At 66.5% G+C, this 24,927-nt stretch carries 24 protein-coding genes and 1 tRNA gene; 15 read left to right on the top strand and 10 right to left on the bottom strand.

All coding sequences use genetic code 11. The annotated features are described in order from the left end of the window. Positions 1-98 precede the first annotated feature (98 nt). From AC07YR_RS07100 to AC07YR_RS07090, 3 genes are read right to left on the bottom strand one after another with little or no spacing between them, the layout of a single operon-like run. Complete coding sequence (locus AC07YR_RS07100) at positions 99-1,598, bottom strand: catalase (protein ID WP_055799704.1); 1,500 nt, start codon at positions 1,596-1,598, stop codon at positions 99-101. Positions 1,599-1,624: 26 nt separating this feature from the next. Further along, positions 1,625-2,092, bottom strand: a complete 468-nt coding sequence (locus AC07YR_RS07095; RefSeq protein WP_028269678.1) for a Fur family transcriptional regulator — start codon at positions 2,090-2,092, stop codon at positions 1,625-1,627. 30 nt (positions 2,093-2,122) lie between these two features. Beyond that, positions 2,123-2,902, bottom strand: coding sequence for a hypothetical protein (locus AC07YR_RS07090; protein WP_494733532.1), 780 nt, complete (start codon positions 2,900-2,902; stop codon positions 2,123-2,125). A gap of 185 nt (positions 2,903-3,087) precedes the next feature. On the opposite strand from AC07YR_RS07090, the gene AC07YR_RS07085 reads away from it, so the two are divergent. Both AC07YR_RS07085 and htpX read left to right on the top strand, forming a co-directional pair. After that, positions 3,088-4,359, top strand: a complete 1,272-nt coding sequence (locus tag AC07YR_RS07085; protein WP_055799698.1) for an MFS transporter — start codon at positions 3,088-3,090, stop codon at positions 4,357-4,359. A 70-nt stretch (positions 4,360-4,429) separates the two neighbouring features. Further along, entirely contained in the window at positions 4,430-5,299 is an 870-nt protein-coding gene (gene htpX / locus AC07YR_RS07080; RefSeq protein WP_436058310.1) for a zinc metalloprotease HtpX, read from the top strand. 181 nt (positions 5,300-5,480) lie between these two features. Here htpX and AC07YR_RS07075 read toward each other — a convergent pair whose 3' ends face one another. Next, positions 5,481-5,972 (bottom strand): YajQ family cyclic di-GMP-binding protein, encoded by a 492-nt coding sequence (locus AC07YR_RS07075; RefSeq protein WP_003804256.1) that lies wholly within the window; start codon positions 5,970-5,972, stop codon positions 5,481-5,483. A 201-nt stretch (positions 5,973-6,173) separates the two neighbouring features. Between AC07YR_RS07075 and AC07YR_RS07070 the strand changes: the two genes are divergently transcribed. Continuing rightward, positions 6,174-6,428, top strand: coding sequence for a hypothetical protein (locus tag AC07YR_RS07070; RefSeq protein ID WP_494733531.1), 255 nt, complete (start codon positions 6,174-6,176; stop codon positions 6,426-6,428). Between the two features lie 161 nt (positions 6,429-6,589). After that, a tRNA-Tyr gene (locus AC07YR_RS07065) sits at positions 6,590-6,671 on the top strand. Between the two features lie 146 nt (positions 6,672-6,817). Here AC07YR_RS07065 and AC07YR_RS07060 read toward each other — a convergent pair. Next, entirely contained in the window at positions 6,818-7,759 is a 942-nt protein-coding gene (locus AC07YR_RS07060) for a LysM peptidoglycan-binding domain-containing protein (protein WP_494733530.1), read from the bottom strand. A gap of 591 nt (positions 7,760-8,350) precedes the next feature. Then, complete coding sequence (locus AC07YR_RS07055) at positions 8,351-9,091, bottom strand: potassium channel family protein (protein WP_494733529.1); 741 nt, start codon at positions 9,089-9,091, stop codon at positions 8,351-8,353. Positions 9,092-9,151: 60 nt separating this feature from the next. On the opposite strand from AC07YR_RS07055, the gene AC07YR_RS07050 reads away from it, so the two are divergent. After that, positions 9,152-9,697 carry an acyl-CoA thioesterase gene (locus AC07YR_RS07050; RefSeq protein WP_494733528.1) on the top strand — a complete coding sequence of 182 codons (546 nt, stop codon included), beginning with the start codon at positions 9,152-9,154 and terminating at the stop codon, positions 9,695-9,697. 94 nt (positions 9,698-9,791) lie between these two features. Beyond that, complete coding sequence (gene trxA, locus AC07YR_RS07045) at positions 9,792-10,205, top strand: thioredoxin (RefSeq protein ID WP_055799683.1); 414 nt, start codon at positions 9,792-9,794, stop codon at positions 10,203-10,205. Between the two features lie 136 nt (positions 10,206-10,341). Here the strand turns inward: trxA and AC07YR_RS07040 are convergent, their stop codons facing one another. Further along, positions 10,342-10,620, bottom strand: coding sequence for a putative quinol monooxygenase (locus tag AC07YR_RS07040; protein WP_436058307.1), 279 nt, complete (start codon positions 10,618-10,620; stop codon positions 10,342-10,344). 113 nt (positions 10,621-10,733) lie between these two features. On the opposite strand from AC07YR_RS07040, the gene AC07YR_RS07035 reads away from it, so the two are divergent. Continuing rightward, positions 10,734-12,410 (top strand): AMP-binding protein, encoded by a 1,677-nt coding sequence (locus AC07YR_RS07035; RefSeq protein WP_494733527.1) that lies wholly within the window; start codon positions 10,734-10,736, stop codon positions 12,408-12,410. A gap of 47 nt (positions 12,411-12,457) precedes the next feature. Here the strand turns inward: AC07YR_RS07035 and AC07YR_RS07030 are convergent, their stop codons facing one another. Further along, positions 12,458-13,438 (bottom strand): DNA-3-methyladenine glycosylase family protein, encoded by a 981-nt coding sequence (locus AC07YR_RS07030; RefSeq protein ID WP_436058305.1) that lies wholly within the window; start codon positions 13,436-13,438, stop codon positions 12,458-12,460. Between the two features lie 203 nt (positions 13,439-13,641). Here AC07YR_RS07030 and AC07YR_RS07025 point away from each other — a divergent pair, with 203 nt between their 5' ends. Continuing rightward, complete coding sequence (locus AC07YR_RS07025; RefSeq protein WP_436058304.1) at positions 13,642-14,073, top strand: VOC family protein; 432 nt, start codon at positions 13,642-13,644, stop codon at positions 14,071-14,073. A gap of 18 nt (positions 14,074-14,091) precedes the next feature. Here AC07YR_RS07025 and AC07YR_RS07020 read toward each other — a convergent pair whose 3' ends face one another. After that, entirely contained in the window at positions 14,092-15,279 is a 1,188-nt protein-coding gene (locus tag AC07YR_RS07020) for an ArsB/NhaD family transporter (protein ID WP_436058303.1), read from the bottom strand. 66 nt (positions 15,280-15,345) lie between these two features. Between AC07YR_RS07020 and AC07YR_RS07015 the strand changes: the two genes are divergently transcribed. From AC07YR_RS07015 to AC07YR_RS06985, 7 genes are all read left to right on the top strand, one after another. Further along, entirely contained in the window at positions 15,346-16,731 is a 1,386-nt protein-coding gene (locus AC07YR_RS07015; protein WP_055799667.1) for a cystathionine beta-synthase, read from the top strand. Positions 16,732-16,816: 85 nt separating this feature from the next. Continuing rightward, positions 16,817-18,004 carry a cystathionine gamma-synthase gene (locus tag AC07YR_RS07010; RefSeq protein ID WP_494733526.1) on the top strand — a complete coding sequence of 396 codons (1,188 nt, stop codon included), beginning with the start codon at positions 16,817-16,819 and terminating at the stop codon, positions 18,002-18,004. 6 nt (positions 18,005-18,010) lie between these two features. After that, positions 18,011-19,282, top strand: coding sequence for a glycosyltransferase 87 family protein (locus AC07YR_RS07005; RefSeq protein WP_436058301.1), 1,272 nt, complete (start codon positions 18,011-18,013; stop codon positions 19,280-19,282). A gap of 67 nt (positions 19,283-19,349) precedes the next feature. Further along, positions 19,350-19,880: a winged helix-turn-helix transcriptional regulator gene (locus tag AC07YR_RS07000; protein ID WP_055799657.1), complete on the top strand. Its 531-nt coding sequence runs from the start codon at positions 19,350-19,352 to the stop codon at positions 19,878-19,880. After that, entirely contained in the window at positions 19,877-21,241 is a 1,365-nt protein-coding gene (locus AC07YR_RS06995) for an MFS transporter (protein ID WP_494733525.1), read from the top strand. The genes AC07YR_RS07000 and AC07YR_RS06995 overlap by 4 nt, the downstream gene beginning before the upstream one ends. Positions 21,242-21,458: 217 nt before the next feature. Further along, positions 21,459-22,859: a glycosyltransferase 87 family protein gene (locus tag AC07YR_RS06990; protein ID WP_494733524.1), complete on the top strand. Its 1,401-nt coding sequence runs from the start codon at positions 21,459-21,461 to the stop codon at positions 22,857-22,859. Beyond that, positions 22,856-23,602: an SDR family oxidoreductase gene (locus tag AC07YR_RS06985; RefSeq protein WP_494733523.1), complete on the top strand. Its 747-nt coding sequence runs from the start codon at positions 22,856-22,858 to the stop codon at positions 23,600-23,602. Before AC07YR_RS06990 ends, AC07YR_RS06985 begins: the two co-directional genes overlap by 4 nt. An 86-nt stretch (positions 23,603-23,688) precedes the next feature. Here AC07YR_RS06985 and AC07YR_RS06980 read toward each other — a convergent pair whose 3' ends face one another. Continuing rightward, the gene (locus AC07YR_RS06980) at positions 23,689-24,888 is read right to left on the bottom strand and encodes an acyl-CoA dehydrogenase family protein (protein WP_055799648.1); all 1,200 of its coding nucleotides are present in this window, start codon (positions 24,886-24,888) and stop codon (positions 23,689-23,691) included. Between the last annotated feature and the right edge of the window lie 39 nt (positions 24,889-24,927).

Below are 24,927 nucleotides of genomic sequence, written 5' to 3'. Positions count from 1 at the left end.
AAACGGCAAACGCAGAACACCCCGCCGCGGATGCTCCGCAGCGGGGTGTCCTTGTGAATCGCAGTCAGCGGCGCCGGGGGCGCCGCAGAACAACGAGGCTACAGCTTGTTGGCTGCCTCGGCGTCGGATTCGGTCTGGCCGGCGCCCAGGTTGGCGCGCAGCTTGGCGCCGAGGTCGGCGTCAACGTTGGTCCAGTACTGGATGGCGCGTTCCTTGATCTCGGGCGTCTTGACGCCGCCCACCGCACCGGTGATGGTGTCCAGCAGACGGGCCTTGGCGCCGTCGTCGAACACTTCGCGGTACAGCGTGCCGGCCTGGCCGAAGTCGCCGTCCTCGGCGTGCAGGGAGTGTGCGGAGAGCGTCAGCTCGCCGTCGTTCTCCCAGCCGCCGCCTGCAACTGCGGGCTCAACGGCAGCGGGGCCGCCAACCGAGTTCGGGGCGTAGACCGGAACGGAGGGGGCGTTGAAGTGGTAACGCCCGGCGCCGTCTTGGCTGTAGTTGTTGACCTGGTTCTTAGGCTGGTTCACCGGGATCTGGGCGTGGTTGGTGCCCACGCGGTAGCGGTGCGCGTCAGCGTAGGAGAAGATGCGGGCCTGCAGCATCTTGTCCGGCGAAGCGGCGATACCCGGCACGAAGTTCGACGGCGCGAAGGTGGCCTGCTCGATCTGCGCGAAGTAGTTCTCCGGGTTCCGGTTCAGCTCCATGGTGCCCACCTTGATCAGCGGGTAATCCGAGTGCGGCCACACCTTGGTGAGGTCGAACGGGTTGAAGCGGTAGGTCTTGGCGTCCTCGTAAGGCATGACCTGGACGTGCAGGTCCCAGGAGGGGAAGTTGCCGGCGGCAATGTTCTCCTGGAGGTCGCGGATGTAGAAGTCCGCATCCGAACCGGCCAGCTCTTCGGCGCGGTCGCCGGTGATGGTCTTGACGCCCTGGTTGGACTTGAAGTGGTACTTGACCCAGAAGCGCTCACCCTCGGCGTTGATCCACTGGTAGGTGTGCGAGCCGTAGCCCTGCATTTCGCGCCAGGAAGCCGGCAGGCCGCGGTCGCCCATGAGCCACGTGACCTGGTGTGCGGACTCCGGGGACAGGGTCCAGAAGTCCCACTGCATGTCGGCATCGCGCAGGTGGGTGCCCGGGAGGCGCTTCTGCGAGTGGATGAAGTCCGGGAACTTGATGCCGTCGCGGATGAAGAATACCGGGGTGTTGTTGCCCACGAGGTCGTAGTTGCCCTCGGAGGTGTAGAACTTGACGGCGAAGCCGCGGGGATCGCGCCAGGTGTCGGGGGAGCCGTTCTCGCCGGCGACCGAGGAGAAACGGATCAGCATTTCGGTCTCGACGCCCGGCTGCAGGAACGCGGCCTTGGTGTACTTGGAGACGTCCTCGGACGTGGTGAACTTACCGAAGGCTCCGCCGCCCTTGGCGTGCACTACACGCTCCGGGACGCGCTCGCGGTTGAACTGTGCGAGCTTCTCGATCAGGTAGTGGTCGGTCAGGATGATGGCGCCGTCAGCGCCGACAGCCTTCGAGTGTGCATCGGAAGTGACGGGAGCACCGGACTGTGTGGTGGACACAGCGGGCGCAGAGATGTTCAAGGTCATCTTTCTCCTTTGGTTGGTTTTCTTGCTTAGTTTCGTTCGGCGGGTAGCTTTTGGGTGCGCTGGCAGTCCTGGCAGATGCCCTGGTACATAACGTCAGCGATCTGGATGGTCATCGGCTCGGAGTTTTCGTCCCAGTGCGGCGTGAGGCAGGGCGCATGGCCCACGGCGCAGTCCACGTCCTCCACCCGCCCGCAACTGATGCAGATGGCGTGGTGGTGGTTGTCGCCCACCCGCGTCTCGTACAGCGCAGGGGAGTGGGGTGGTTCGAACCGGCGCAGCATATGCAGGTCCGTGAGGTCTCCAAGGACCACATATACGGATTGTGCGGTCATCTCGGGCAGCTCCTCACGCGCGGCGGCAAGGATGCTTTCAGCCGGCGAGTGAGGGTGGTGTTCGACGGCGGTGAGGACCGCCAGCCGCTGTTTGGTCACCCGGCGGCCGTGGGCGCGCAGGGCAGCTGCCCATGCATCCTGGCCGGCCTCGTGAACTGTCATAGCCCCATTCAAGCACTTATTATGACTAAATCACAATAAGGCGGGGCTAATCTCCGGAGAATGCAGCAACATTTCAAAGGGGTTGACGGCTTCACCGGCGGAGCGGCCCAGCGCGTGCAGTTCCAGGCGGCCTGTGACGGCAGTGTCCGGCACGATGCAGCTCAGGCCGGTGACGGCCTGACGGAGCGCCAGGGCCTCCAAAGCCGCGGCCAGGGCCAGCAGTTCCCCCGGGGCCACATCCTCCACGGACCCGAGGGGCCGCTCGGGGGACAGGACCGTGTGGTGGGACCCTGCCGGGGTCGACGGCGGCCAGGCGCGGATGGCGGGCAGCGGCGCACCGGATTCCGGGCCAGCTTCCGGGCGTACCGCCGGGCTTGCCGCCGGGCCTGCCGCGTTCAGCAACGCGGTGCGCAGGCCGGCGTCGTACTTGTCCAGGTCCCGGTCCGACGCAGGCTTCCTGCGCTGCGCCGGCAGGGAGAGCTGTTCCGCCGGGGTGACCGGTTCGCCGTCCCAGCGACCGAAAAGGTGGAACGTGGGGGTGGAAGATTCCGCAGCCGGTTCGCCGATGGAGGCACCGAGCGCATGCCAGCGGTGCGCGAAGAGCAGGGTGCAGGTATCAGCCCCCAGGACGTCGGCCAGTGCTCTGCGGGCAGCGTTGTGGCAACGCAGCCAGTCGGCGGCCGAACGGTGGTCCAGGGCCGTTGCCGGATCGCTGAGGCGGATCATCAGGTGGCCGGAGGTCAGCGGAGTGCGCGGCCGGGTGACCTCCCAGACCGACGAGCCGAAAAGCAGCCGTCTGGACAACTGCATGCGCACTCCCTCCACCGTTGTGATTCCCCGCCCGGGGTTATCCCCGAGACTATCAAGGCCAAGGTGAACCTTCGGGGCCGGCTGCCCGGCCGCGGCTCGGCAGCCCCCACCGCAGCCCGTACCCCGCACGGCAGTCCACCGCAGGGTGCCCCGGTTCCACCGGCGTGCGCGGCTAGAGTTGCCCAGTGGCAAAACTTCTGGCTGACCTCACCCCGCTGCGCGAAAGCCCCGACTTCCGCAGGCTCTGGCTCGGATCCGCCGTCTCCAACCTCGGCAGCCAGTTGACCCTGGTTGCGGTGAGCCTGGAGGTGTACCGGCTGACCCAGGACAGCCTCTACGTGGGGCTCCTGAGTATTTTCGCGCTGGTTCCCCTGGTGCTGGGAGGACTGCTGGGCGGCTCCATCGCCGATGCCCACGACCGCCGCAGGGTGGCCCTCCTGGCAACGAGCGTGCTGTGGCTGACCACGGCCGCGTTGGCGGCTCAGGCCTGGCTGGAGGTTGGGAACGTGTGGCTGCTGTATGTGCTGGTGGCCGTGCAGAGCGGAGCGCAGGCCATCAACCAGCCGGCCCGCAGCGCCATCATCCCGATGCTGGTCCGCAAGGAACTGCTGCCGGCGGCCAATGCCTTGAGCATGATCAGCTTCGGCCTGGCCATGACGGCCGGTCCGCTCCTGGCCGGTGTACTGGTGGCGTGGGTCGGCTTCGGCTGGACCTACACGCTGGACGTGGTGAGCTTCGTGTTTGCCTTCTGGGCCCTGCTGAAGCTTCCGCCGATGCCGCCGGGCAAGGAGGCGCACCGCGCCGGGCTGCGTTCCGTCGTCGAGGGTTTCCGTTTCCTGGGCACGCGCCCGAACCTGCGGATGACGTTCGTGATCGACCTCGTGGCCATGATCTTCGCGCAGCCGCGGGCCCTGATGCCGGCCATCGGCGCGGTGATGATCGGCGGCGGCGAGGCCACCGTGGGCGTGCTCCTCGCGTCCACGGCCGTGGGTGCGTTCCTTGCCGGGCTGTTTTCCGGGCCGCTGGGCGGCATCCGGCGGCAGGGAAGCGCGGTGGTGTGGTCCGTCATGGGCTGGGGCGCGTCCATTGCCGGTTTCGGGCTGGTGGTGGTCCTGGCCGGTCGCTCCGGGGAGGACGGCGTGACGTGGTGGTTGCTGCCCGCCGCGCTCTGCTGCGCCCTGGCCGGCATTTCGGATTCCGTGAGCGCCGTCTTCCGCACCACCATCCTCCAAGCGGCGACGCCGGACCACCTGCGCGGGCGGCTCCAGGGCGTGTTTGTGGTGGTGGTGGCAGGCGGTCCGAGGATCGGCGACATGCTGGCCGGCGGCGGCACTAAACTTTTGAGTGAAGGTTGGGTCTTGCTGCTGGGCGGCCTGTTGTGCATCGCAGTGGCGTGGGCGGTGGCACGCTGGCAGTCGGGTTTCCTGAAGTACGACGCGCGGAATCCCGTTCCGTAGCGGCGCCGCCCCGGCAAACTCCGTAAGGGCAGTACTTTCGTGAGGGCAGTATCTTCGGCAAGGAGGCACAGTGCATAATCACCACAACGGACTGAAGACCGCGGCGCTGTTCGGGGTTCTCTGGGCGGTGCTGCTGGGGCTGGGCGCCGTGATCGGCAGCAGCATGCGGAGCACCACCCCCATCTGGATCATGGCGCTGGTGGGCGTAGGCACCACGGCATACGGTTACTGGAACAGCGACAAGATCGCCCTCCGGTCCATGCAGGCCTACCCCGTCACCGAGGAGCAGGCTCCCCAGCTTTACCAGATTGTCCGTGAGCTCTCCGCTAAGGCCAACCAGCCCATGCCGCGGATCTTCGTCTCGCCCACGCCGGCGCCGAATGCCTTTGCCACCGGACGGAACCCGCAGAACGCCGCGGTCTGCTGCACCGAAGGGATCCTGCGGCTTCTGAGCACCCGGGAGCTTCGCGGGGTGCTGGGCCATGAACTCATGCATGTCTACAACCGGGACATTCTCACCTCGTCCGTGGCTGCGGCCGTGGCCGGCGTGATCACCTCGGTGGGGCAGATGCTGCTGTTCTTCGGCGGCGGTGACCGGCGCAATTCGAACCCGCTTGCCATGCTCGCCATGGCACTGCTTGCGCCACTCGCGGCGATGGTGATCCAGTCGGCCATCTCCCGGACCAGGGAGTACGACGCCGACGAGGACGGTTCCGCGCTGACCGGCGATCCGCTGGCGCTCGCCTCAGCCCTCCGCAAGATCCATCAGGGCGTACAGATGGTGCCGCTCCCGCCGGACCAGAAGCTGGTGAACACCTCGCACCTGATGATCGCCAATCCGTTCCGTGGCGGTGGCGTGGCTCGGATGTTCGCAACGCATCCGGCGATGCAGGACCGCATCGCCCGGCTCGAACTGATGGCGCGCGGACCGCTCGGCTGAGCTGCCGCCGTCGTACTTTTCCTCCGGCGACACGCAAAAACGCCCTCGACGCGCAAACTGACCGGCGACACGCAAAAAGGCCCTCGACACGCAAAAATGCCGGCGACTCCCGAATACGGGGGTCGCCGGCCTTCTTGCGTAGCGTCAGGATTTTTGCGCGTCGAAAACGGCGGCGGGAACGCTAGCTGCGGAAGTTGACGAACTGCAGGTCGGCCTCGTCAAAGTCCTTCAGGAGGGCCATGGTGGCCTGGAGATCGTCGCGCGACTTGGAGGTGACGCGGAGCTCGTCGCCCTGGATCTGGGACTTGACGGACTTCGGTGCCTCGTCGCGGATCAGCTTGTTGATCTTCTTGGCGAGGTCCTGGGCGATGCCCTCCTTGATGGAGGCCTCAAGCCGGTACTCCTTGCCGGATGCATAGGGTTCGCCGGTGTCCAGCGACTTCAGGGAGATCCCGCGGCGGATGAGCTTGGACTGCAGAACGTCCAGGACGGCGAGGACGCGCTCCTCCGAGTTCGCCTTCATCAGGATCTTTTCACCGCTGAAATCGACTTCCGCGCCAACGCCCTTGAAGTCGTAGCGCTGGGCCAGTTCCTTCTGCGCCTGGTTCAGCGCGTTGGCAACTTCCTGCTTGTCTACCTTGCTGACGACGTCGAATGTGGATTCGCCTGCCATAACTGTCCTCCTGCTGATCGCCTGGATGCCCCTTCAGGGGCGGTGCTGTCTGCATTCCAGCCTAGTACGGATGGCGTCCAAGTGAAGGCCCGGGGCCGCTCCGCCCGATTCACAGTTTCCTCATAGCGGACACATGGCGGGAACGAAGTCTTGGCCCCCAGAGTTGGAGGGGTTGGAAGAATTGCCCCGGAAGGAACGCACATGCACCAGAAAGCCGTCCGCTACGTCACCCGCTCGACTGCCGCGGCCGCCACCACCCTCGCCACCGCAGCCACTTCCGTCGCAGCCGCCGCGGTGGCCGCCTCGATCATCCTGGGCCCCGTTGCAGATGCTTCTTCCCGGCTGGACGGTGTCCACTCGGATCTGATGCGGGCGGTGCAGCTGAACCAGATCACCGAGGAGCAGGCAGCGAAGTTCGAAGCGAAACTGGCCGGCCGCATTCTTGGTGAAGCCTGATTTTTGGCGGAATTCCGGGGTATTCGGGGTCCTTCGGGGCTCGATTCGATTCTTCGGCAGAAGTTCTGTAAAGTTGTCTTGCCCGCGGTTACTGGAAGCGAAACGGACTGGAAACAGCCGTTCTGAACATAGAAGCCGCGAGTGATCTTCTTTTGAAGTTCGGCAGATTACCCGAGCGGCCAAAGGGGGCTGACTGTAAATCAGCTGGCAACGCCTACGGGGGTTCGAATCCCTCATCTGCCACCCAAGGAAAAGTCTCCGGAACCACCAGGTTCCGGAGACTTTTCTGTTTAATGGTCAGGATCTTAGGGTCAGGATCGCCTTCCGGCAGAGTCTTGTCCGCGGCTCCTGGCCTTGAAGGTTCGGAACCGCGGACAAGCCTAGGACCCTTAGTTGAGGCCAATCACCAGCATCTGATTGGTTCCCGGGATGCAGGTCTGCAGGATGACCCGCGGGAAACCGCCGAAGATCGCTGAGACATTGTTGGTGGTGCCCGGATTCGGCACCTGTCCGCGTCCGACTACCGTGTAGGTCCCGTAGCCCGGAATGCTGACAGTCTCGCCCACTCCGATGCCCGAGAACCGTGCCCACCCGCCGCAGAAGTCGTGCTCCGTGATGAACAGGGCGTAGGCATCGGTGGGTGTGAAGTGGATGGGGCCGATACAGGCGTCGACCATTGACTGGCCGCCGGCCCCCGCCACATAGATCGTGCGGACGGCAGGAGCCGGAGGGGGTGCCGGAGCGGGGGCTGGCGCTGGGGCCGGGGCTGGTGCCGCCGCCGCCGCCGGTGCCGGAGCTGCCGCGGGCGCCGGCGCGGCGACGGCGGGTCCCGTCAGCTTCAGCACCTGTCCGGGCACGATCGGCGAGTACACGCCCAGGCCGTTGGCCGCCAGCATGGCGTTCATATCGACGCCGAAGCGGGCTGCGATGGCCCCCACGGTGTCGCCGGCCACCACGGTGTACATGTTGGGCGGCTCTGGAGCTGAGGCGGGTGCCGGTTCTGGTGCAGGTGCCGGGGCCGGTTCGGCCGCCGGGGCTGGTGCCGCAGCGGCTTCCGGGACGGCAGCAACGGCCGCCTCCGGCGTCCCCGCACCGGCTGTCGCCGGCCTGTCTGGGGACTTGTCGGTTTCGGGCACAGGCGCCGTTATTGCCTGGGCGTCGCTGACGCGGGACGTCTGCGCTGCGGCGGAGTAGCCTACGGCCGTCACCGCAACTGCGGTGACTATGGCTCCCGCGGCCAACAGTGTCCTCAGCCTGGTGGTTGTGGCGCTACTTTTTGTAGTGGCTGGGGCAGGTGCTCTGCCCCCGGAGTAAAGCTCGTTTTGATCCATCGGTTCCCCCCGAGAGTCAATGCCTTGGGGTCAACAGGACAGCGGGCCCCAGGGTGGCGGTGCGCCGGGAGCAGGCCGCGGTGACGTGCGGCCGTTGCATGGAGGCGCATGAAGTGACCTGCCGAAATGATGAGTAATTTCGGAGGCCGAATGATTAGACCCATGCCCACTTAGTGGCCATGTGTAATTCCGGAATGCTGCTTTCCCTAGGAATATCGAGTCTATGAATGGGGTGTAATCACTGCACGAGTGGGAATTACCCGACTATTCGTGCGCGGCACCCGCGCCTGTGCGCTGGATACCTAACGGCTTCGTTATTCGACGGCGGGAACACTCGCTAAGGGGCGGGAGGCTACTCGCTCCGGGGTGAGTATGCCCCTACTGCCCCGCTATCCAGAGCCCGCAGGTGCCGCGCCTACGTACGTGCGGGCAGGGCTGGTTAATTAGTTCACCCGGGGGCTAATCCAGGATATTGAGGGAATCTTGAGTGTTTATCTAATTCACCCGAGTGGATTAATTGCACAAAAAAGGCAGTCATCGGTTCAAGGTGTCCGATGGCTGCCTTTCTGGAATTCGCATGGCCTGCCGGAATTATGTCTCGTTCTGGCGTTCGCGGCGCAGCTCCGCCAATTCCTGGCGCAGGGCAGCCACTTCCACGAGCAGTTCCCGGACGTCCGCGCGGACCGGAAGTTCGGCCGATCCCACAGCCGCTTCCGTGTTTTCCTCGACCCTCTGCACCAGCCAGGATGCAATGGAGGCCGTGACCACACCCAGCACTGCGATGCCGCTCATCATCAGGGCCGCGGCCACCATCCGGCCAATCGGGGTGACAGGAAAGAGGTCTCCGTAGCCCACTGTGGTGATGGTGGTGATGGCCCACCAGGCGGCGTCCCCGAACGTGAGGATCTTGGCGTCAGGGGCGTTTTGTTCGACGTCGAGGACGGCCAGCGCGCCCACGAACACCAGCAGTACAGCGGAGCCGCCCACGTACGTGACCACGCGGCCACGAAGGGTCTCGCCCACCGTCCGGTGCAGAACGGAGAGCAGGGTGACCAGCCGGAGCAGCCGGAGCGGCCGGAAAAACGGCAGGGCAACGATCAGCAGTTCGTGCAGGTTGAGGATGAACCAGCGCTTCCTGTTGTCCGCGAGCCACAGGTTGGCGGCATAGTCAGCAACGAAGACAGCCCAAGTGATCCACATGACGCCTTCAAGGACGTCGGCCTGCCGCCCTTCGATGTGTCCGATCACCTGCCAGGCATAGGCTGTCAGGAAAACGAGTGCTGTTCCCATCAGGGGCCACTCTGCGATGTCCCTGTAGCGTTGCTGCGTCATGGTGAAATCCTAAGCGCGGGTGCTCTTGGCCCTGATGTTACTCGCGGGTAACATGGTGGCATGCACCTCCTTTTGCGAACGCTCCTGCTCCTCTTCACTTCCTCCCGCAGGCCGCCCCTGAGTATCTGGGGCAGCTCGTCGCTGCAGCTGCGGGTACTGCCCACGGACATCGACATCGCCATGCACGTCAACAACGGGATGTACTTCTCGCTGATGGATCTGGGCCGTTTTGACCTCATGGCGCGGAGCGGGACCTGGCAGAAGATGCGCCGGCGGGGTTGGTCGCCCGTGGCCGCCGGGGAGACCATCGCCTTCCGGAAGTCCCTGCAGCTTTGGCAGCAGTACACCATCGAAACCCGCATCATCGGGCTGGATGCCAAGGCCATCTACTTCGAGCAGCGCATGGTGGCGGACGGGGAGATCTACGCCCGCGCATACATTGCCACGCGGCTGGTCAGCAAGGGGAGGCCGGTGAGCCAGGAGGAGATTCTCCGGGAGTTCGGCGAGCCGCCGGCCGGGCTCGAACTGCCGGCGTGGATTCACGAGTGGCGCGAAACCAACGCGCTGCCCGGTTCCCGCCGCGAGGCGCCCCACTTCTGGCACTGAGACCAGGCACCGTGCAGCAACCGTCGCACGGCAAGAGGTGTGCCATGAGCGAAACGATCGGGACATCGCCGGACGGCTCGCGTACCGTTGACCCATGGCTACCGTAGACATTACAGGTGAACAGTTCGCATCAACCGTCGAGAACAACGACATCGTCCTCGTTGATTTCTGGGCCGAATGGTGTGGTCCCTGCAAGCAGTTTGGACCCACGTATTCCGCAGTTTCCGAGAAGCACCCGGACGTCGTCTTCACCAAGGTGGACACCGAAGCCGAACAGCAGCTGGCCGCCGAGGCAGGGATCACGTCCATCCCCACGCTGATGGCCTTCCGCGAAAAGGTGCTGGTGTTCTCGCAGCCCGGCGCGCTGAACGCCCAGCAGCTGGAACAGGTGGTTGACGCCGTCAAGGCACTGGACATGGAAGAAGTCCACGCGCACGTGGCACGGTCGCAGGCTGAGGCGGCCGCGGCTGCCGGCAAGCAGGACGGCGCCCAGATTCCCGAGGCCTAAAGGCCCCGCTGCACAAATCCGCTGCACAGAGCCTTAAACTCCAACGCGGGGCCGCTTCAGCCGATGAACCCAGGTTCATGCCGGCTAAGTGGCCCCGCGTTGTTTTGCTCGGAAAGTTGTTCTGATCGGCGGCGGGCTATAGCCGTTCGAGCTGGACAGGTTCGGCCAGCAGCGCGCTCAGCGACTCGTTGAGGTCCTGGACGGCGGTGCCCTTGGAATGCTTCTCCAGGTCTTCCTCCGATGCCCACTGCTCAGTCAGCACCAGCTTTTCCTCGGTGGCCTCCGTCAGTTCGTAACGGATGCAGCCGGGCTCATTCACCACCTCGTCGATCGCGATTTCGAGGGCGAGCTTCACGCGGAAGAATTCGCCGTCGTTGGGGATGAACGTTGCCTTCAGGTCAATCGGTGCACTCATGCGTTTTACCCTACCGGGCCATCGCCTGCCGTCCCGAAATATTTTGTAGGGCTTCCTAGCTTTTTGCTTCTCCTACGCTTCTTTTACTGGTGGTCTGTTGGTAGCGTGCCAACATGCGCGCTTATACAGCCGGGGACACTGACGTCCCGCTGCTTGACGAGACCATCGGCCAGAACTTCGAACGGATCGTGGCCGGCTTTCCGTTCCACGACGCCCTGATTGAGGCGGCTCCCGTCCCCGGCGCCGATGCCCGCCGCTGGAGTTACACCAAACTGAACGACGACGTCGACAGGCTGGCCCGCGCACTGCTCGCCCGGGGCGTCACAGCGGGGGAGCGGATCGGCATCTGGAGCCCCAACTGCGCGGAGTGGACCATCCTGCAGTACGCCACGGCCAAGATCGGGGCGATCCTGGTGAACGTGAACCCGGCGTACCGCAGCCATGAACTGGAGTTTGTGGTCAGGCAGAGCGGCATGAGGATGCTCGTGGCGGCGCCGTCGGACCGGGCCAGCGACTACACCGGGATGGCCCGGCAGGCCCTCGGCGAATGCCCGGAACTGAAGGAACTCGTCTTCCTGCCCGACGGCGGCCAGCCCCAGCTGCAGGCCGGCGATCCTGAAACGGAGGCGGAAATGACGTATGCCGAGCTGCTCAAGCGGGCCGACGACGTCGGGCATTCCGTCCTGAAGGCCCGCCTGGCGGGGCTGGACCCGGACGACCCCATCAACCTGCAGTACACGTCGGGCACCACCGGGTTCCCCAAAGGCGCCACGCTGACGCACCGCAACATCCTGAACAACGGCTATTCCATCGGTGAGCTGCTGGGCTATACGGAGCATGACCGGGTGGTGGTTCCGGTGCCCTTCTACCACTGCTTCGGGATGGTGATCGGGAACCTGAATGCCCTGAGCCACGGCGCAGCCACCATCATTCCGGGACGCTCCTTCACTCCGGCGGCCGCGCTGGAAGCGGTCCAGGACTTCGGCGGGACGTCCCTGTACGGCGTGCCCACCATGTTCATCGCCGAGCTGGCGCTGCCGGACTTCGCCTCGTACGACCTGTCCACGCTCCGCACCGGCGTCATGGCCGGGTCACTCTGTCCGGTTGAGGTGATGAACCGGGTCATCACGGAGATGAACATGAAGGATGTGGCCATCTGCTACGGCATGACGGAAACGTCGCCGGTGTCCACCATGACCCGCGCGGGGGACACCATGCAGCAGCGCACGGAGACCGTCGGCCGGACCATGCCGCAGCTTGAGAGCCAGGTGGTGGACCCGGTGACGGGCAGCGTGCTGGAGCGAGGCGAGATCGGCGAGCTGTGCACCCGCGGCTACGCCGTGATGAAGGGGTACTGGAACCAGCCGGACAAGACCGCCGAGGCCATCGACGCGGACGGCTGGATGCACACCGGCGACCTGGCCCGCATGGACGCGGACGGGTATGTGGTGATCGAGGGCAGGATCAAGGACATGGTGATCCGCGGCGGCGAAAACATCTACCCGCGCGAGATCGAGGAATTCCTCTACACGCACCCCTCGATCCAGGATGTGCAGGTGATCGGCGTCCCCGATGCCAAGTACGGCGAGGAACTCATGGCCTGCGTCATCCTCAAGCCCGGCGCGGAGCCGCTGGACGCGCCCGCCGTCGCCGAGTTCTGCCGGGGGAGGCTGGCCCACTACAAGATCCCGCGCTACGTGGAGGTCCGCGACAGCTTCCCGATGACCGTTTCGGGAAAGATCCGCAAGGTGGAGATGCGGCACGAGGCCGTGGCACGGCTGGGGCTGTGATCAATGGGGCCGCAAGTGTCCGTTCGCGCTCCTTGCGCGCACTGTAGCTAGTGCCGGCGGTGGTCCTGGATGGTCATGCGGGGGCCGAACGTGGGTTTCCGGAAGCCGCTGAGGCCGATCATCCGCACCACCCGCTGCCGGTGTCCCTGCCACGGGGCCAGCAGCCGCAGCATGCCGGCGTCGTCAGTCCTCCGTCCGGTCAGCGCGGCCCCCACGTAGGCCGCGAGGTGGTAGTCGCCCACAGCGATGGAGTCCGGGCAGCCATGGGTTCTCTGCACCACCTCCGCCGTGGTCCAGATGCCGATGCCGGGAATGGTCTGCATCTTGGCCGCTGCTTCCGCGGCCGGCACCTTCGCCAGACGTTCAAGGGCGACGGCGGAACGCAGCGCCCGCATGACTGTTGCCGAACGCTGCGGTCCCACGCCGGCCTTGTGCCACTCCCACGACGGGACGCGCAGCCACTGCTCCGGGGTGGGCTGAAGCCGCAGCCCCGCCGGTGCGACCGTGCCCGCGCAGGGTGCCGCGGTGCCGAAGCGGTACACCAGGTAGCGGTAACCCCGGCGCGCTTCGATGACCGTGACCTTCTGCTCAAGAATGGTGGGCACCAGCGAGTCAATCATCCGGCCGGTGGCAGGGAGTCGCAGCGCCAGGTTCCGGCGTCGGGCCTCCACCACCATCCGGGGGAGCGTGGCGTGGAACTCCGGGTGGTCAAAAGCGGACCAGTCGTCCCCGCTGCCCAGCAGCCGCGGGGCGGCGGCCACGGCCTCCTCCGAACCCGGTCCCCATGCCTGAACGTCGACTGCCGGTTCGCGGGGGTCCCCGGAAACGGCGAGACGCAGCGTCACCGGGCCGCCCGGCGTCGTGAACGCCATCCAGAGCCCGTCCGGCCCCGACGCAAAAGCGGGATCACCGTTGCCGCGCATCAAGGTTCCGAGGGACTGCAGCAGGCTGAACGGGCCGCCGGGATGCCACCGCAGCGAGGCGTCCGCCGCGGCGGCCAGGCCGGCGGGGACGTCTGCGATGGTCATTTAACAATCGTCCCACGCTGGGCTGACAGTGCCGGAAACGGGCAGTTCCAGAAACGGGCAGTGCCGGAAACGGCAATGCAGGAAACGGGCAAGGCCAAACGGCCCTGCCCGTCAGGCATGCCCGGGCCTAGACTCCAGTTGTGGCGCGGACCGCCCGCGCCCGGCCCTGTAGGGCCGGACTGTGGAATGCCAGGTGAGAAACAGTGGCCGGAGGAGTGGTGCACTTCGAGATCCCCGCGGACGACGAAAACCGCGCACGGGACTTCTACACATCCGCTTTCGGGTGGGAATTTCAGGTCATGCCCGAAATGGAATACAGCCTGGCGATGACCACGCCGATGGACGAAACGGGCAGGCCCACTGTTCCCGGGTCCATCAACGGCGGTCTGTTCAGGCGCGGGGACTTGACCGCCCCGGTTGTCACTGTTGACGTCGAGGACATTGACGCGGCCCTGGAGAAAATTGCCGCCCTGGGCGGTGCGGTCCACCGGGCCAAAATGGAGGTTCCGGGCATGGGATGGAACGCGTATTTCAAGGACAGCGAAGGCAACATCGTCGGCCTGTGGCAGAACGCCGAACCCGGCTCCAACCCTGCCGCCAGCTCCGACGCCGCAGCGAACGACATCGGAGCGTAGCGCCTGAGCGCATCCCCCTCAGTGCATCCCTGAGACCACCCACAGCGCCACGACAGCCAACGGAACGGTCAGCGCCACGGCTGCCAGGCCTGCGAGCGCGAATCCGCCCCATTTGATCCGGACGTTCAGCGCCCGGAGCCGTTCATGCCAGAGCAACGTGGCCAGGGACGCCCACGGACTGACCAACGGACCAAGGTTTACGCCGATGAGCAGGGCCGCCAGCCTCACGGGCGATCCCGCCACCGGTTCCAGGGCCAGGTACGCGGGGAGGTTGTTGGCTGCATTGGCGGCGCCCGCGCCCAGTCCGGCCAGCTGCAGGAGGGCGGGCAGGCTGTCGCCCGATCCGGCCGTCCCCGCCAGGAGAACGGTCAGGCCATTGGCGTGCAGTGCCTCCACCAGCATGAACAGGCCCACCGTGAGCATCAGCGGGCGCCACGGAACCATGGACCATCGCAGCGCGGCAGGGCGCCGCCTCAGGAAGAGTGCCAGGAGGAAGGCAGCGGCAGCCATGGCTGGGTACTGCACCGGCACTCCGGACACTAGCGCGGGCAGCAACACCAGCACCGTACCCGCCGCAGCCATCAGCAGGCCACGGTCCCGGACGCGGTGGACCGGCTGCGGCCCGTACTTTCCCCGCAGCTCCCGCCTGAACGCCAGCCACAACAGGGTGAGCGGAACCAGCACTCCCATCAGGGCAGGTGCCCAGACAAGGCCCGCGAATCCCAGTGGGCTGAGCCCGAGCCTGTCCTGGGCCAGCAGGTTCGTCAGGTTGGACACCGGAAGGAGCAGGGAGGCCGTGTTGGCCAGCCAAATGCTGGTCAGGGCGAACGGCAGGGGCGGAATGCGGGCATGAACAGCCAGGAGCACCACCACCGGAGTCACCAGCACCGCCGTGGTGTCCAGGGACAGGAACACCGTGGAAACCGTGGCCACCGCAATAACCAGGAGCCACAGGATGAAAACGCGGCCGCGGCCCAGGGCAGCCAGGCGGTCCGTCACCACCCGGAACAGGCCGGCCTCGTCCAGAAGCTCAGTGACGAGTGACATTGCCAGCACGAAGGACAGGATGGGAATGGTGCGGCCTGCCAGTTCCGCGAAGGCAGGTTCGGGGAGCGAGCCCGCGGCAAGGGCGGCCACGCCTGCCGCGAGAGTGGCTCCCGGCAGGAGGTAACTCTTGATCTTTGTCAGCCATGCGAACCGATGCACTGCCCAATCGTCCCACCCTCGCTGCCAAAGCGGGTTCAGCGGTCCCGAGACGGTAACTTTGTACCTATGAAGTACGCCCAGTCCGTCCTGGACCTCATCGGCAACACGCCTCTCGTCAAGCTCAACCACGTCACCGATGGCATCCAAGCCACCGTCCTGGCCAAGGTGGAATACCTGAACCCTGGCGGGTCCATCAAGGACCGGATCGCGGCGAAGATGATCGAAGAGGCCGAACGGGACGGCAAACTGCTCCCCGGCGGAACCATTGTTGAACCCACGTCCGGGAACACCGGTGTTGGCCTGGCCCTCGTGGCACAGCAGAAGGGCTACCGGTGCGTCTTCGTGGTGCCGGACAAGGTGGGCGAGGACAAGCGCGCCGTCCTGCAGGCCTACGGTGCCGAAGTGGTGGTGACGCCGACCGCCGTCGCCCCGGACAGCCCGCAAAGCTATTACAGCGTGTCGGACCGACTGGTCACCGAAATCCCCGGCGCCTACAAGCCGGACCAGTTCTCCAACCCCGCCGCGCCCGGCAGCCACTACGAGACCACCGGGCCCGAAATCTGGCGCGACACCGACGGCCGGGTCACGCACTGCGTGATCGGCGCCGGGACCGGCGGCACCATCACCGGAACGGGCCGCTACCTCAAGGAGGTGTCCGCCAACCGTCCCGAGGCCGACGGCGGACGCGTCCGGATCATCGGCGCCGACCCCGAAGGCTCGGTTTACTCCGGCGGCACCGGCCGCCCCTACTTCGTGGAGGGCGTCGGCGAGGACATGTGGCCGGCGAACTACGACAAGGCCGTCCCGGACGACGTGATTGCCGTCAGCGACGCCGAGTCCTTCGAGATGACCCGCAGGCTGGCCCGCGAAGAGGGCCTGCTGGTGGGTGGCTCCTCGGGCATGGCCGTGGTGGCCGCACTCCAGGTGGCCAAGGACCTGCCCGAGGACGCCGTGGTGGTGGTGATCCTGCCCGACTCGGGCCGCGGCTACCTGGCCAAGATCTTCAACGACCAGTGGATGCGCTCCTACGGCTTCCTGTCCGGCGGCGAAGAGGCCTCTGTCGGCGAGGTGCTCAAGTCGAAGACCGGTGAACTTCCGGCGCTGGTGCACATCCACCCGAACGAAACCGTCCGCGATGTCATCAACATCATGAACGAGTTCGGCGTCTCCCATATCCCCGTCCTGTCCCAGGAGCCGCCGGTGGTCATGGGCGAAGTGCTGGGCGCCGTGGACGAGCGGAGCCTCACCTCCAAGCTGTTCCGCGGCGAGGCGAAGCTGACCGACAAGATCTCCGAACACATGGGGGAGCGACTGCCCGTGATCGGGTCCCTGGAGACCATCTCCGCCGCCCGCGAACTGCTCTCCGACGTCGACACCGTGATGGTCACCTTCGTCGGCGCCCCCGTGGGCATCCTGACCCGCCACGACCTGCTCGCCTACCTCAGTAACTAACTTCCGGTGCTTGAGCCTGTCGAAACCCGGATCGACAAGTTCGATCTCCGGATGCGGGCTCGATCACCGTATGAAAGGACCTTCAATGTCTGTTTCTGAAAACCAAGGTTTCAACACCCGCGCCGTCCATGCCGGCCAGGCCTTCGAGCCGCGGACCGGCGCTGTCGTGCCCCCGCTGCACTTCAGTTCCACGTATGCCCAGGACGGAATCGGCGGGCTCCGTGACGGCTATGAATACGGCCGCGGCGGAAACCCCACCCGCGACGCCCTGCAGGAGCAGCTGGCCGCGCTCGAAGGGGGCTCGCACGCGTACTCCTTCAGCTCCGGCCTGGCCGCGGAGGACTCCCTCATCCGTGCCCTCACCCGCCCCGGGGACCACATCGTGCTGGGCAACGACGCCTACGGCGGAACCTACCGCCTGATCAGCCGTGTGCTGGGTGAATGGGGAATCGGCAACACGCCCGTGGACATGTCGGACCTCGACGCCGTCGCCACGGCCGTTGCCGCGGGCGGAACAAACGGCGGCAAGACGCGCCTTGTATGGGTGGAAACGCCGTCGAACCCGATGATGAAGATCACCGACATCGCCGCCCTGGCCAAGCTGGCGCACGACGCCGGGGCCCTCCTGGTGGTGGACAACACCTTCGCCTCTCCTTACCTGCAGACCCCGCTGGCGCTCGGCGCCGACATCGTGGTGCACTCCACCACCAAATACATCGGCGGCCACTCCGACGTCGTCGGCGGTGCGATCGTGGTCAACGACGCCGGGTTTGCCGAGAAGATCGGCTTCGTCCAGTTCGCCGTTGGCGCGGTGTCCGGCCCCATGGACGCCTTCCTCACCACCCGCGGGCTCAAGACCCTCGGTGTCCGGATGGACCGGCACAGCGACAACGCCCAGGCCGTGGCCGAGTGGCTGCTGGAGCGCCCCGAAGTGGAGGCCGTGCTCTACCCGGGCCTGCCCTCGCACCCGGGCCACGAGCTCGCGAAGAAGCAGATGAAGAAGTTCGGCGGCATGATCTCCGTGCAGTTCAAGGGCGGTGAAGCCGCGGCCCGCACGGTCGCGGAGAACACCTCGGTCTTCACCCTGGCCGAATCCCTCGGCGGCATCGAATCGCTCATGAACTACCCCTCCGAAATGACCCACGCCTCCGTCAAGGGAACCGAGCTGGCTGTTCCGGTCAACCTGATCCGGCTCTCCTGCGGCATCGAGGACGTCGAGGACCTCATCGCGGACCTGGAGCACGCCTTCACCTTCATCGGGACGGGCAGCTAGCAGCCGGTGACCATCTCGCTTCGGGCCGTATCGCCCACCACCCGCGGCTGGCTCGCGACGGCGGCGGGTGCCCTGATCCTGGCCTTTGCAGTGTGGTTCCTGTACACGGACTACAAGCCGTTCATGAACGACTTCGAGGTCTACTACTACGGCGGCGGCCGCGTGCTGGCAACGGGTGAAGGCGGCGTCAACGAGCTCTACGCGCCGCGGGACGGCCTGCCGTTTACGTACCCGCCGTTCGCTGCGCTGCTCTTTGCCGCCCTGGCCACCATGGACTTCGGCGCGAGCAGCCTGCTTTTCATCGGTGCCGCCCTGGCCGGCGCCGCGGTGGTGGCCGGCTGGCTGGCCCGGCACTACTTCGGCATGAAGACATGGCGCGCGGCCTTCGCCGACTACCGCTTCAGGACCACCGCCTTGTTGGGAACCGGGGCGATCCTGCTCCTGGGGCCATGGCGGGACACGTTTGTCTTCGGCCAGATCAACATCATCCTGATGGGCGTAATCCTGGCTGATTTCGCGTTGTACGGGAAGTCGCGTGCGGGCGAAATCCGCTGGCCCGCAGGCCTGCTGATCGGTCTGGCCGCCGGAGTGAAGCTCACCCCGCTCGCGTTCGGCCTGTACTTCCTGGTGCGCCGCGATTTCAAGGCGCTGGCCTGGATGGCCGCCGGCTTCTTCGGTTCCATTGCGCTGTCCTGGGCGCTGCTGCCGAATGCCTCGCTGACCTTCTGGACCAAGATCCTGCCGGACACCGGACGGATCGGCGGTCCCGGCTACGTGGACAACCTGTCCGTCAAGGGGCTGCTCCTGCACGTCGGCATGCCGGACTCGTCACTGACCAACCTGGCGTGGCTGGGCCTCTCGCTGGCGCTGGTGGTTCTCGCCGCCCTGGTCATCAAATGGGCGGTGGACGCTGACGAGAACTTCATCGCAGTGTCCGCCACCGCCGTCCTGATGCTGTTGATCAGCCCGGTTTCCTGGTCGCACCACTGGGTCTGGGTTGCTGTAGCACTGCCCAGCATGGCCTTCGCGATGCACCGCGTGCCGTCACGAAACGGCAGGATGCGCACGGCCGGCTGGGTCATCGTGGTCTTCTCCACCATCGCCTTCTACATGACGCCAAAGAACCTGGCCGTCTGGGCCGGAGCAGCCGAATGGGGCAAGGACCCGCAGACGCAGTGGCAGCTCACCGTGTCCAGCCTGGGCGTGGTGTGCGGCATCGCCATGCTCGCCTACTGGGCCCTCGCGTACCACCCCTCGAGGGCCGCGCTCCGCCCGTAACCCCGGGGCCCCGTGGGCCTCGGGAGAATGCTAGCTTTCTTGAAGAAAGTCAGCTACGGTTGCCTGCATGGCACTCCGTTCCGACTGGTCCCAACGCAGCTGCGCCATGGCGCGCGGCCTGGACATCCTTGGCGACCCATGGAGCATGCTTGTGCTCCGCGAGGTCTTCTTCGGCAACGGCCGCTTCGATGCCATGAAGAATCGGCTGATGGTGGCCGATTCCGTGCTCACCAAACGCCTTGCGGGTCTGGTGGACGCCGGGCTGCTGGAGCGGAAACCGTACGACGACGGCGGCCGCACCAGGCAGGAATATGTGCTCACCGAGAAGGGTGAGGACGCACTGCCGGTGCTCAACGCCGTCGTGATCTGGGCCGAAAAGCACCTCCCGGCGCCGTCCGAACAGGCGCACATGTTTGTCATCCACACAACGTGCGGTCAGCGCACGACCTCCGCGGACAGCTGCACCGCCTGCGGTGAGCGGCTCACTGCCGAAAACACCAGCTGGCACAGCCTCACCCGCACACCGGAGCCGGTCCGGCTGGCCACCGCCCCGGCTCCCTCCCGCGACGCATTTTCACAGAACGGACCCGCAGCATGAACGCCCCCGAGACCGCCCTGCAGCCCGCGCCCACCAAACGGACGCGCAGAAAGCTGCACCCCGCGTGGATTGTGGCCGCCGTTGCGTTCCTGGCACTGGTGGGCGCTGCCGGCTTCCGGGCCGCCCCCGGCGTCCTGATGGTGCCGCTGCAGAACGAGTTCGGCTGGTCCACCACTGTGCTGTCCGCTGCCGTCAGCATCAACCTGGTGCTGTTCGGCCTCACCGCGCCGTTCGCCGCCGCGCTCATGGAACGGTTCGGCATCCGGGCGGTGACCTCGGTGGCCCTCGTGCTGATCGGGGCCGGCAGTGCGTTGACGGTGCTGGTGAACCAGTCGTGGCAGATCCTGCTGACCTGGGGGCTGCTGATCGGACTGGGCACGGGGTCCATGGCACTGGTCTTCGCCGCCACCATCGCCAACACCTGGTTCAGCAAGAGCCGCGGCCTGGTGATCGGCATCCTGACGGCGGGCAGCGCCGCGGGGCAGCTGGTCTTCCTGCCCTTCATTGCCATGCTCGCCCAGGATCCCGGCTGGCGGCAGGCATCATTGCTCATCGCCGCCGGCGCCCTCGCGGTGGTGCCGCTGGTGCTCAAATTCCTCAAGAACTCACCCGCCGACGCCGGAGTGCTGCCCTATGGCGCCGACGCCGTCCCGGAACAGGCGCCTGAACCCGCGCCCGGTACAACCGTGCCCGGGGGTGCTGCAGCACCCGCCGGGAATGCGGCAGTCCGGGCACTCCAGGTGCTCAAACGCGCCAGCAAGGTCCGGACGTTCTGGGCACTGGTGGCCGGCTTCGCGATCTGCGGTGCCACCACTAACGGGCTCATCGGCACCCACTTCATCCCCTCCGCGCACGACCACGGCATGGCGGAAACCACGGCGGCGGGCCTGCTCGCCGTCGTCGGCATCTTCGACATCGTGGGCACCATCGCCTCCGGCTGGCTGACGGACCGCTTCAATCCGCGGATCCTGCTTGCGGTGTACTACCAGTTCCGCGGCATCGGGCTGCTGGTGCTGCCGCTGCTGCTGAGCGCCACGGTCCAGCCCAGCATGATCGTTTTCGTGGTGATCTACGGACTGGACTGGGTGGCCACCGTTCCGCCCACCGCCGCCATCTGCCGTCAGGTCTTCGGCGCCGACGGCAGTGTGGTGTTCGGCTGGGTGTTCGCCGCCCACCAGCTCGGCGCGGCCGCCGCAGCCCTGGCCGCCGGCGCCATCCGCGACGCGACCGGCCAGTACACCTACGCCTGGTTCGGCGCAGCTGCCATGTGCACCATTGCCGCCGTCATCAGCGCCACCATCCGCAAGGACGCCGCTGCGCGGGAACCGGTCCTGGTGGAGGCCAGGACCGCTGAGCGCTGAGTGCTAACCGCCGGACGCTGAGTACTGGGCGCTGACAGCTGAGGGCCGGGTGCCCGTGCCACGCCGAGCTGCGTAGCAGGGGACGGGCCCGCTGCTTCAGTAGGATGTGGGGAGGACGCGCCTGATCCGGCGCGAGTCAGCCGGCACAACATCGCGATACGCGCTAACGCGCCCACAGTGGCGCCGCTCTGCAGGAACAAACGTTTGGGGACACGGGATGGCACTGCTCGACGCCGAAAACGACGCCGGCAAGGGAACCACCGCGCTGAGGACCGCCGCGCTGAGGACTGCCGCACCGATGACTGCCGCACCCAGAACCGCCGGGGCCAGGTACCGCGGCCGGCTGGCGCTGGGCATCTCCGGCGAGCTGGTGACGTTGCTGGCCATCCTGGCTACCGCCGTCTTTCTGTCCTCAAGGCTTGATGCCTGGGGTGAGCAGGGCCTGGACTTCAGCGTTTACTGGCACGGCGGCAAGATCCTCAACGAAGCCGGCCAGGCGCCGTCGAACCTGTACAGCAGGACTGTGGGCTGGGCCGGAGGCCCGGAACTGCCGTTCACGTACCCGCCGTTCGCCGCGCTGCTGTTCGGCCTGCTGGCCAGGCTGCCGGAGGAATCCGCCCTGATGCTCTTCAACGCCGCCGGGGTGGCCGTGGCAGTGTGGGTCGCCGTGCGCGGTGTGCGTTACTGGAGCGCCAAGCAGGACTGGCGCAGCACCTTCGGAGGCGCCGGGTTAAAGGCAACCCGCAACCGGTGGGGTGCCGTCATCCTGCTGCTCGCCGTCATCAACCTGGGCCCCTGGCGCGAGACACTGGCGTTCGGCCAGGTCAACATCCTGCTCATGGGGCTCATGGCCGCCGACCTCCTGGCCGGGAACCAGCGCTGGAACCAGGGTTTTCCGGGCCGCGGCTTCCTCGTCGGCATGGCCGCCGGCATCAAGCTGACACCGCTGGTCTTCGGGCTGTACTTCCTGGTGCGCAAGGACTGGCGCGGACTTTTCAACATGGCCGGCGGGTTCGCGTTCACCGTGCTTCTGGGCTGGCTGGTCCGCCCGGCGGAATCGTTCACGTTCTGGCTGGAAATCCTCCCGGACACGTCCAGGATCGGCGGGGCGGGCTATGTGGACAACCTCTCCATCAAGGGCGCGCTGCTGCATTTCGGTGTTCCCGAAGCCGGCGTCACCGTCCCCTGGCTGCTGCTGAGCCTGCTGGTGACGGGCATGGGTGCCATGGTTATCAAGGCTGCGAGCGAGCAGGGCGCCCGCGTGGTGGCCATTTCCGCGACGGCCCTCACCATGCTCCTCATCAGCCCTGTCTCCTGGTCCCACCATTGGGTCTGGATGGCAGCCGTGCTTCCGGCCTTCGCATGGACCCTCCGCGAGACGCCGTACCGCCACCGGGCAACCCGCTGGGTCATGGGCGGCGTGCTTGGGGCATCCATTATCGTGTTCTTCTTTTCGCCCAAAAGCATCGGCGAGGCCCTGGGCGCGGAGAACCTGGACTTCCAGGTGCCCGAGCCCTGGCTCATGGCCTCCAGCGCCGGCGTTTTCTGCGCGGTGGCCATCCTGGCCTGCTGGCTCGTGGTGCTCCGGCGTGGCTCGCTGGCTGACGTGCCCGGATGAACCGGACGGCAATGGTCACAGGCGTCGGCCGCCTGGCCGGAATCGGTGCCGGCATCGCCAGGCGCCTGGCCGCCGAAGGCTGGGACCTGGTGCTGACGTACTGGCAGGACTACGACTCCCGGATGCCCTGGGGAGTCCAGCCGGACGACGTCGAACGCCTCGCAGCGGAGCTGGAAGCAACCGGCGCCCGCGTCTTTGCGCTACCGGCGGACCTGGAGGATCCACAGGCCGTGGACCGGCTCATGGAGTCAGTGGCAGAGCAGGCCGGCACATTGCAGGGGCTGGTGCTCAGCCACGCCGAGTCCGTGGACTCCGGCATCCTCGACACCACGCTGGCAAGCTGGGAACGGCACTTCGCCGTGAATACCCGGGCCAGCTGGCAGCTGATCGCCGCCTTCGCCCGGCAGGCGGCGCACGACGGCGGCGCGATCGTGGCGCTGACCAGTGACCACACAGCGTTCAACCTGCCGTACGGCGCATCCAAGGGAGCGCTGGACCGGACCGTCATTGCCGCGGCCCGGGAGCTGGGCCCGCTGGGCATCACGGCAAACGTGCTGAATCCCGGCCCGGTGGACACCGGCTGGATGGACCAACAGGTACGCGAGGACCTCACCCGGCGCCAGCCCGGCGGGCGGCTCGGAACCCCTGCGGATGTGGCGGGAACGGTGGCGTTCCTGCTCTCGCCCGAGGGCCGCTGGGTGTCCGGGCAGCTGATCAAGTCCGACGGCGGCTTCTCGGCCTAGGTTTCCCGCGTCAGCCCAACTGGCTCGCAGTTAACGTCGTCAAACGCGCTTTTCGCGACGTTAACTGCGAGCCAGTTGGGAGAGACCTAGCGGAAGGCGCCGATGCCGGTGATGTGCTGGCCCAGGATCAGCGTGTGGACCTCGTCCGTGCCCTCGTAGGTCCGCACCGACTCGAGGTTGGCAGCGTGCCGCAGCGGCGAGTAGTCCAGCGTGATCCCGTTGCCTCCCAGGATGGAGCGGGCCTCCCGGGCAATGGCCAACGCCTCGCGGACATTGTTCAGCTTGCCGAGGGAGATCTGTTCCGGCTTCAGCGTGCCGGCGTCCTTCAGCCGGCCCAGATGGAGTGCCAGCAGGGTGCCTTTCTGGATCTCCACGAGCATGTTCACCAGCTTCTCCTGGGTGAGCTGGTAGCCGGCCAGCGGCCTGCCGAACTGGAGCCGGTCCTGCGAGTACTTGAGCGCGGCTTCGTAGGAATCGCGGGCAGCCCCCATCGCACCCCAGGCAATCCCGTACCGCGCTTCGTTAAGGCAGGTGAAGGGGCCGCTGAGGCCGCGGGCACCCGGCAGCAGGGCCTCGGGTCCCAGCCGCACGCCGTCGAACATCACATCGCACTGGATCGAGGCGCGCATCGAAAGCTTCCGGCCGATCGGCGTCGCGGTGACCCCGGGTGTTCCGGCCGGGACCAGGAAGCCGCGGACGCCGTCGTCGGTCATGGCCCAGACCACCATCACGCCGGCAACGGACGCGAGCCCGATCCAGCGCTTGGCGCCGTCGAGCACCCAGCCGGCGTCGTCCCCGGAACCGTCGCGGCGTGCGACGGTGGTCATTGAGGAAGGATCCGAGCCCGCCGAAGGTTCAGTCAGGGCGAAGCAGCCGATCACCTCGCCGGCTGCCATCCGGGGGAGCCATTCCTGCTTCTGGTCCTCTGACCCCCAGCGGTGGATGGCCGTCATGGCAAGGGATCCCTGGACCGAGACGAAGGTGCGGATCCCGGAGTCCCCGGCCTCCAGCTCCATGGCGGCCAGACCGTACTCGACGGCGGAACGGCCCGGGCAGCGGTAACCCTGCAGATGCATGCCGAGAACGCCCAGCTCGCCCAGTTCGGGGGCAAGATCGAGCGGAAAGACGGCGTCGTCGTACCAGCGGGCAATGTCCGGCTTGATCCGTTGCTCCGTGAAATCGCGGATCCGCTCACGGACCGCCAGCTCTTCAGCGGTCAGCAGGGCGTCCAGGGCGAGGACATCGGAGGTGTCCGAAACAGAGGGCAGGTCAGCGGCGTTGCTCATTGGAGCATCCTACGGCTTCCGCCTTTCGCGAGGCTTCAT

The organism is Arthrobacter sp. GW460-12-1-14-TSB2, assembly GCF_059423525.1.
This window is presented reverse-complemented; position numbering and strand designations above follow the sequence as displayed.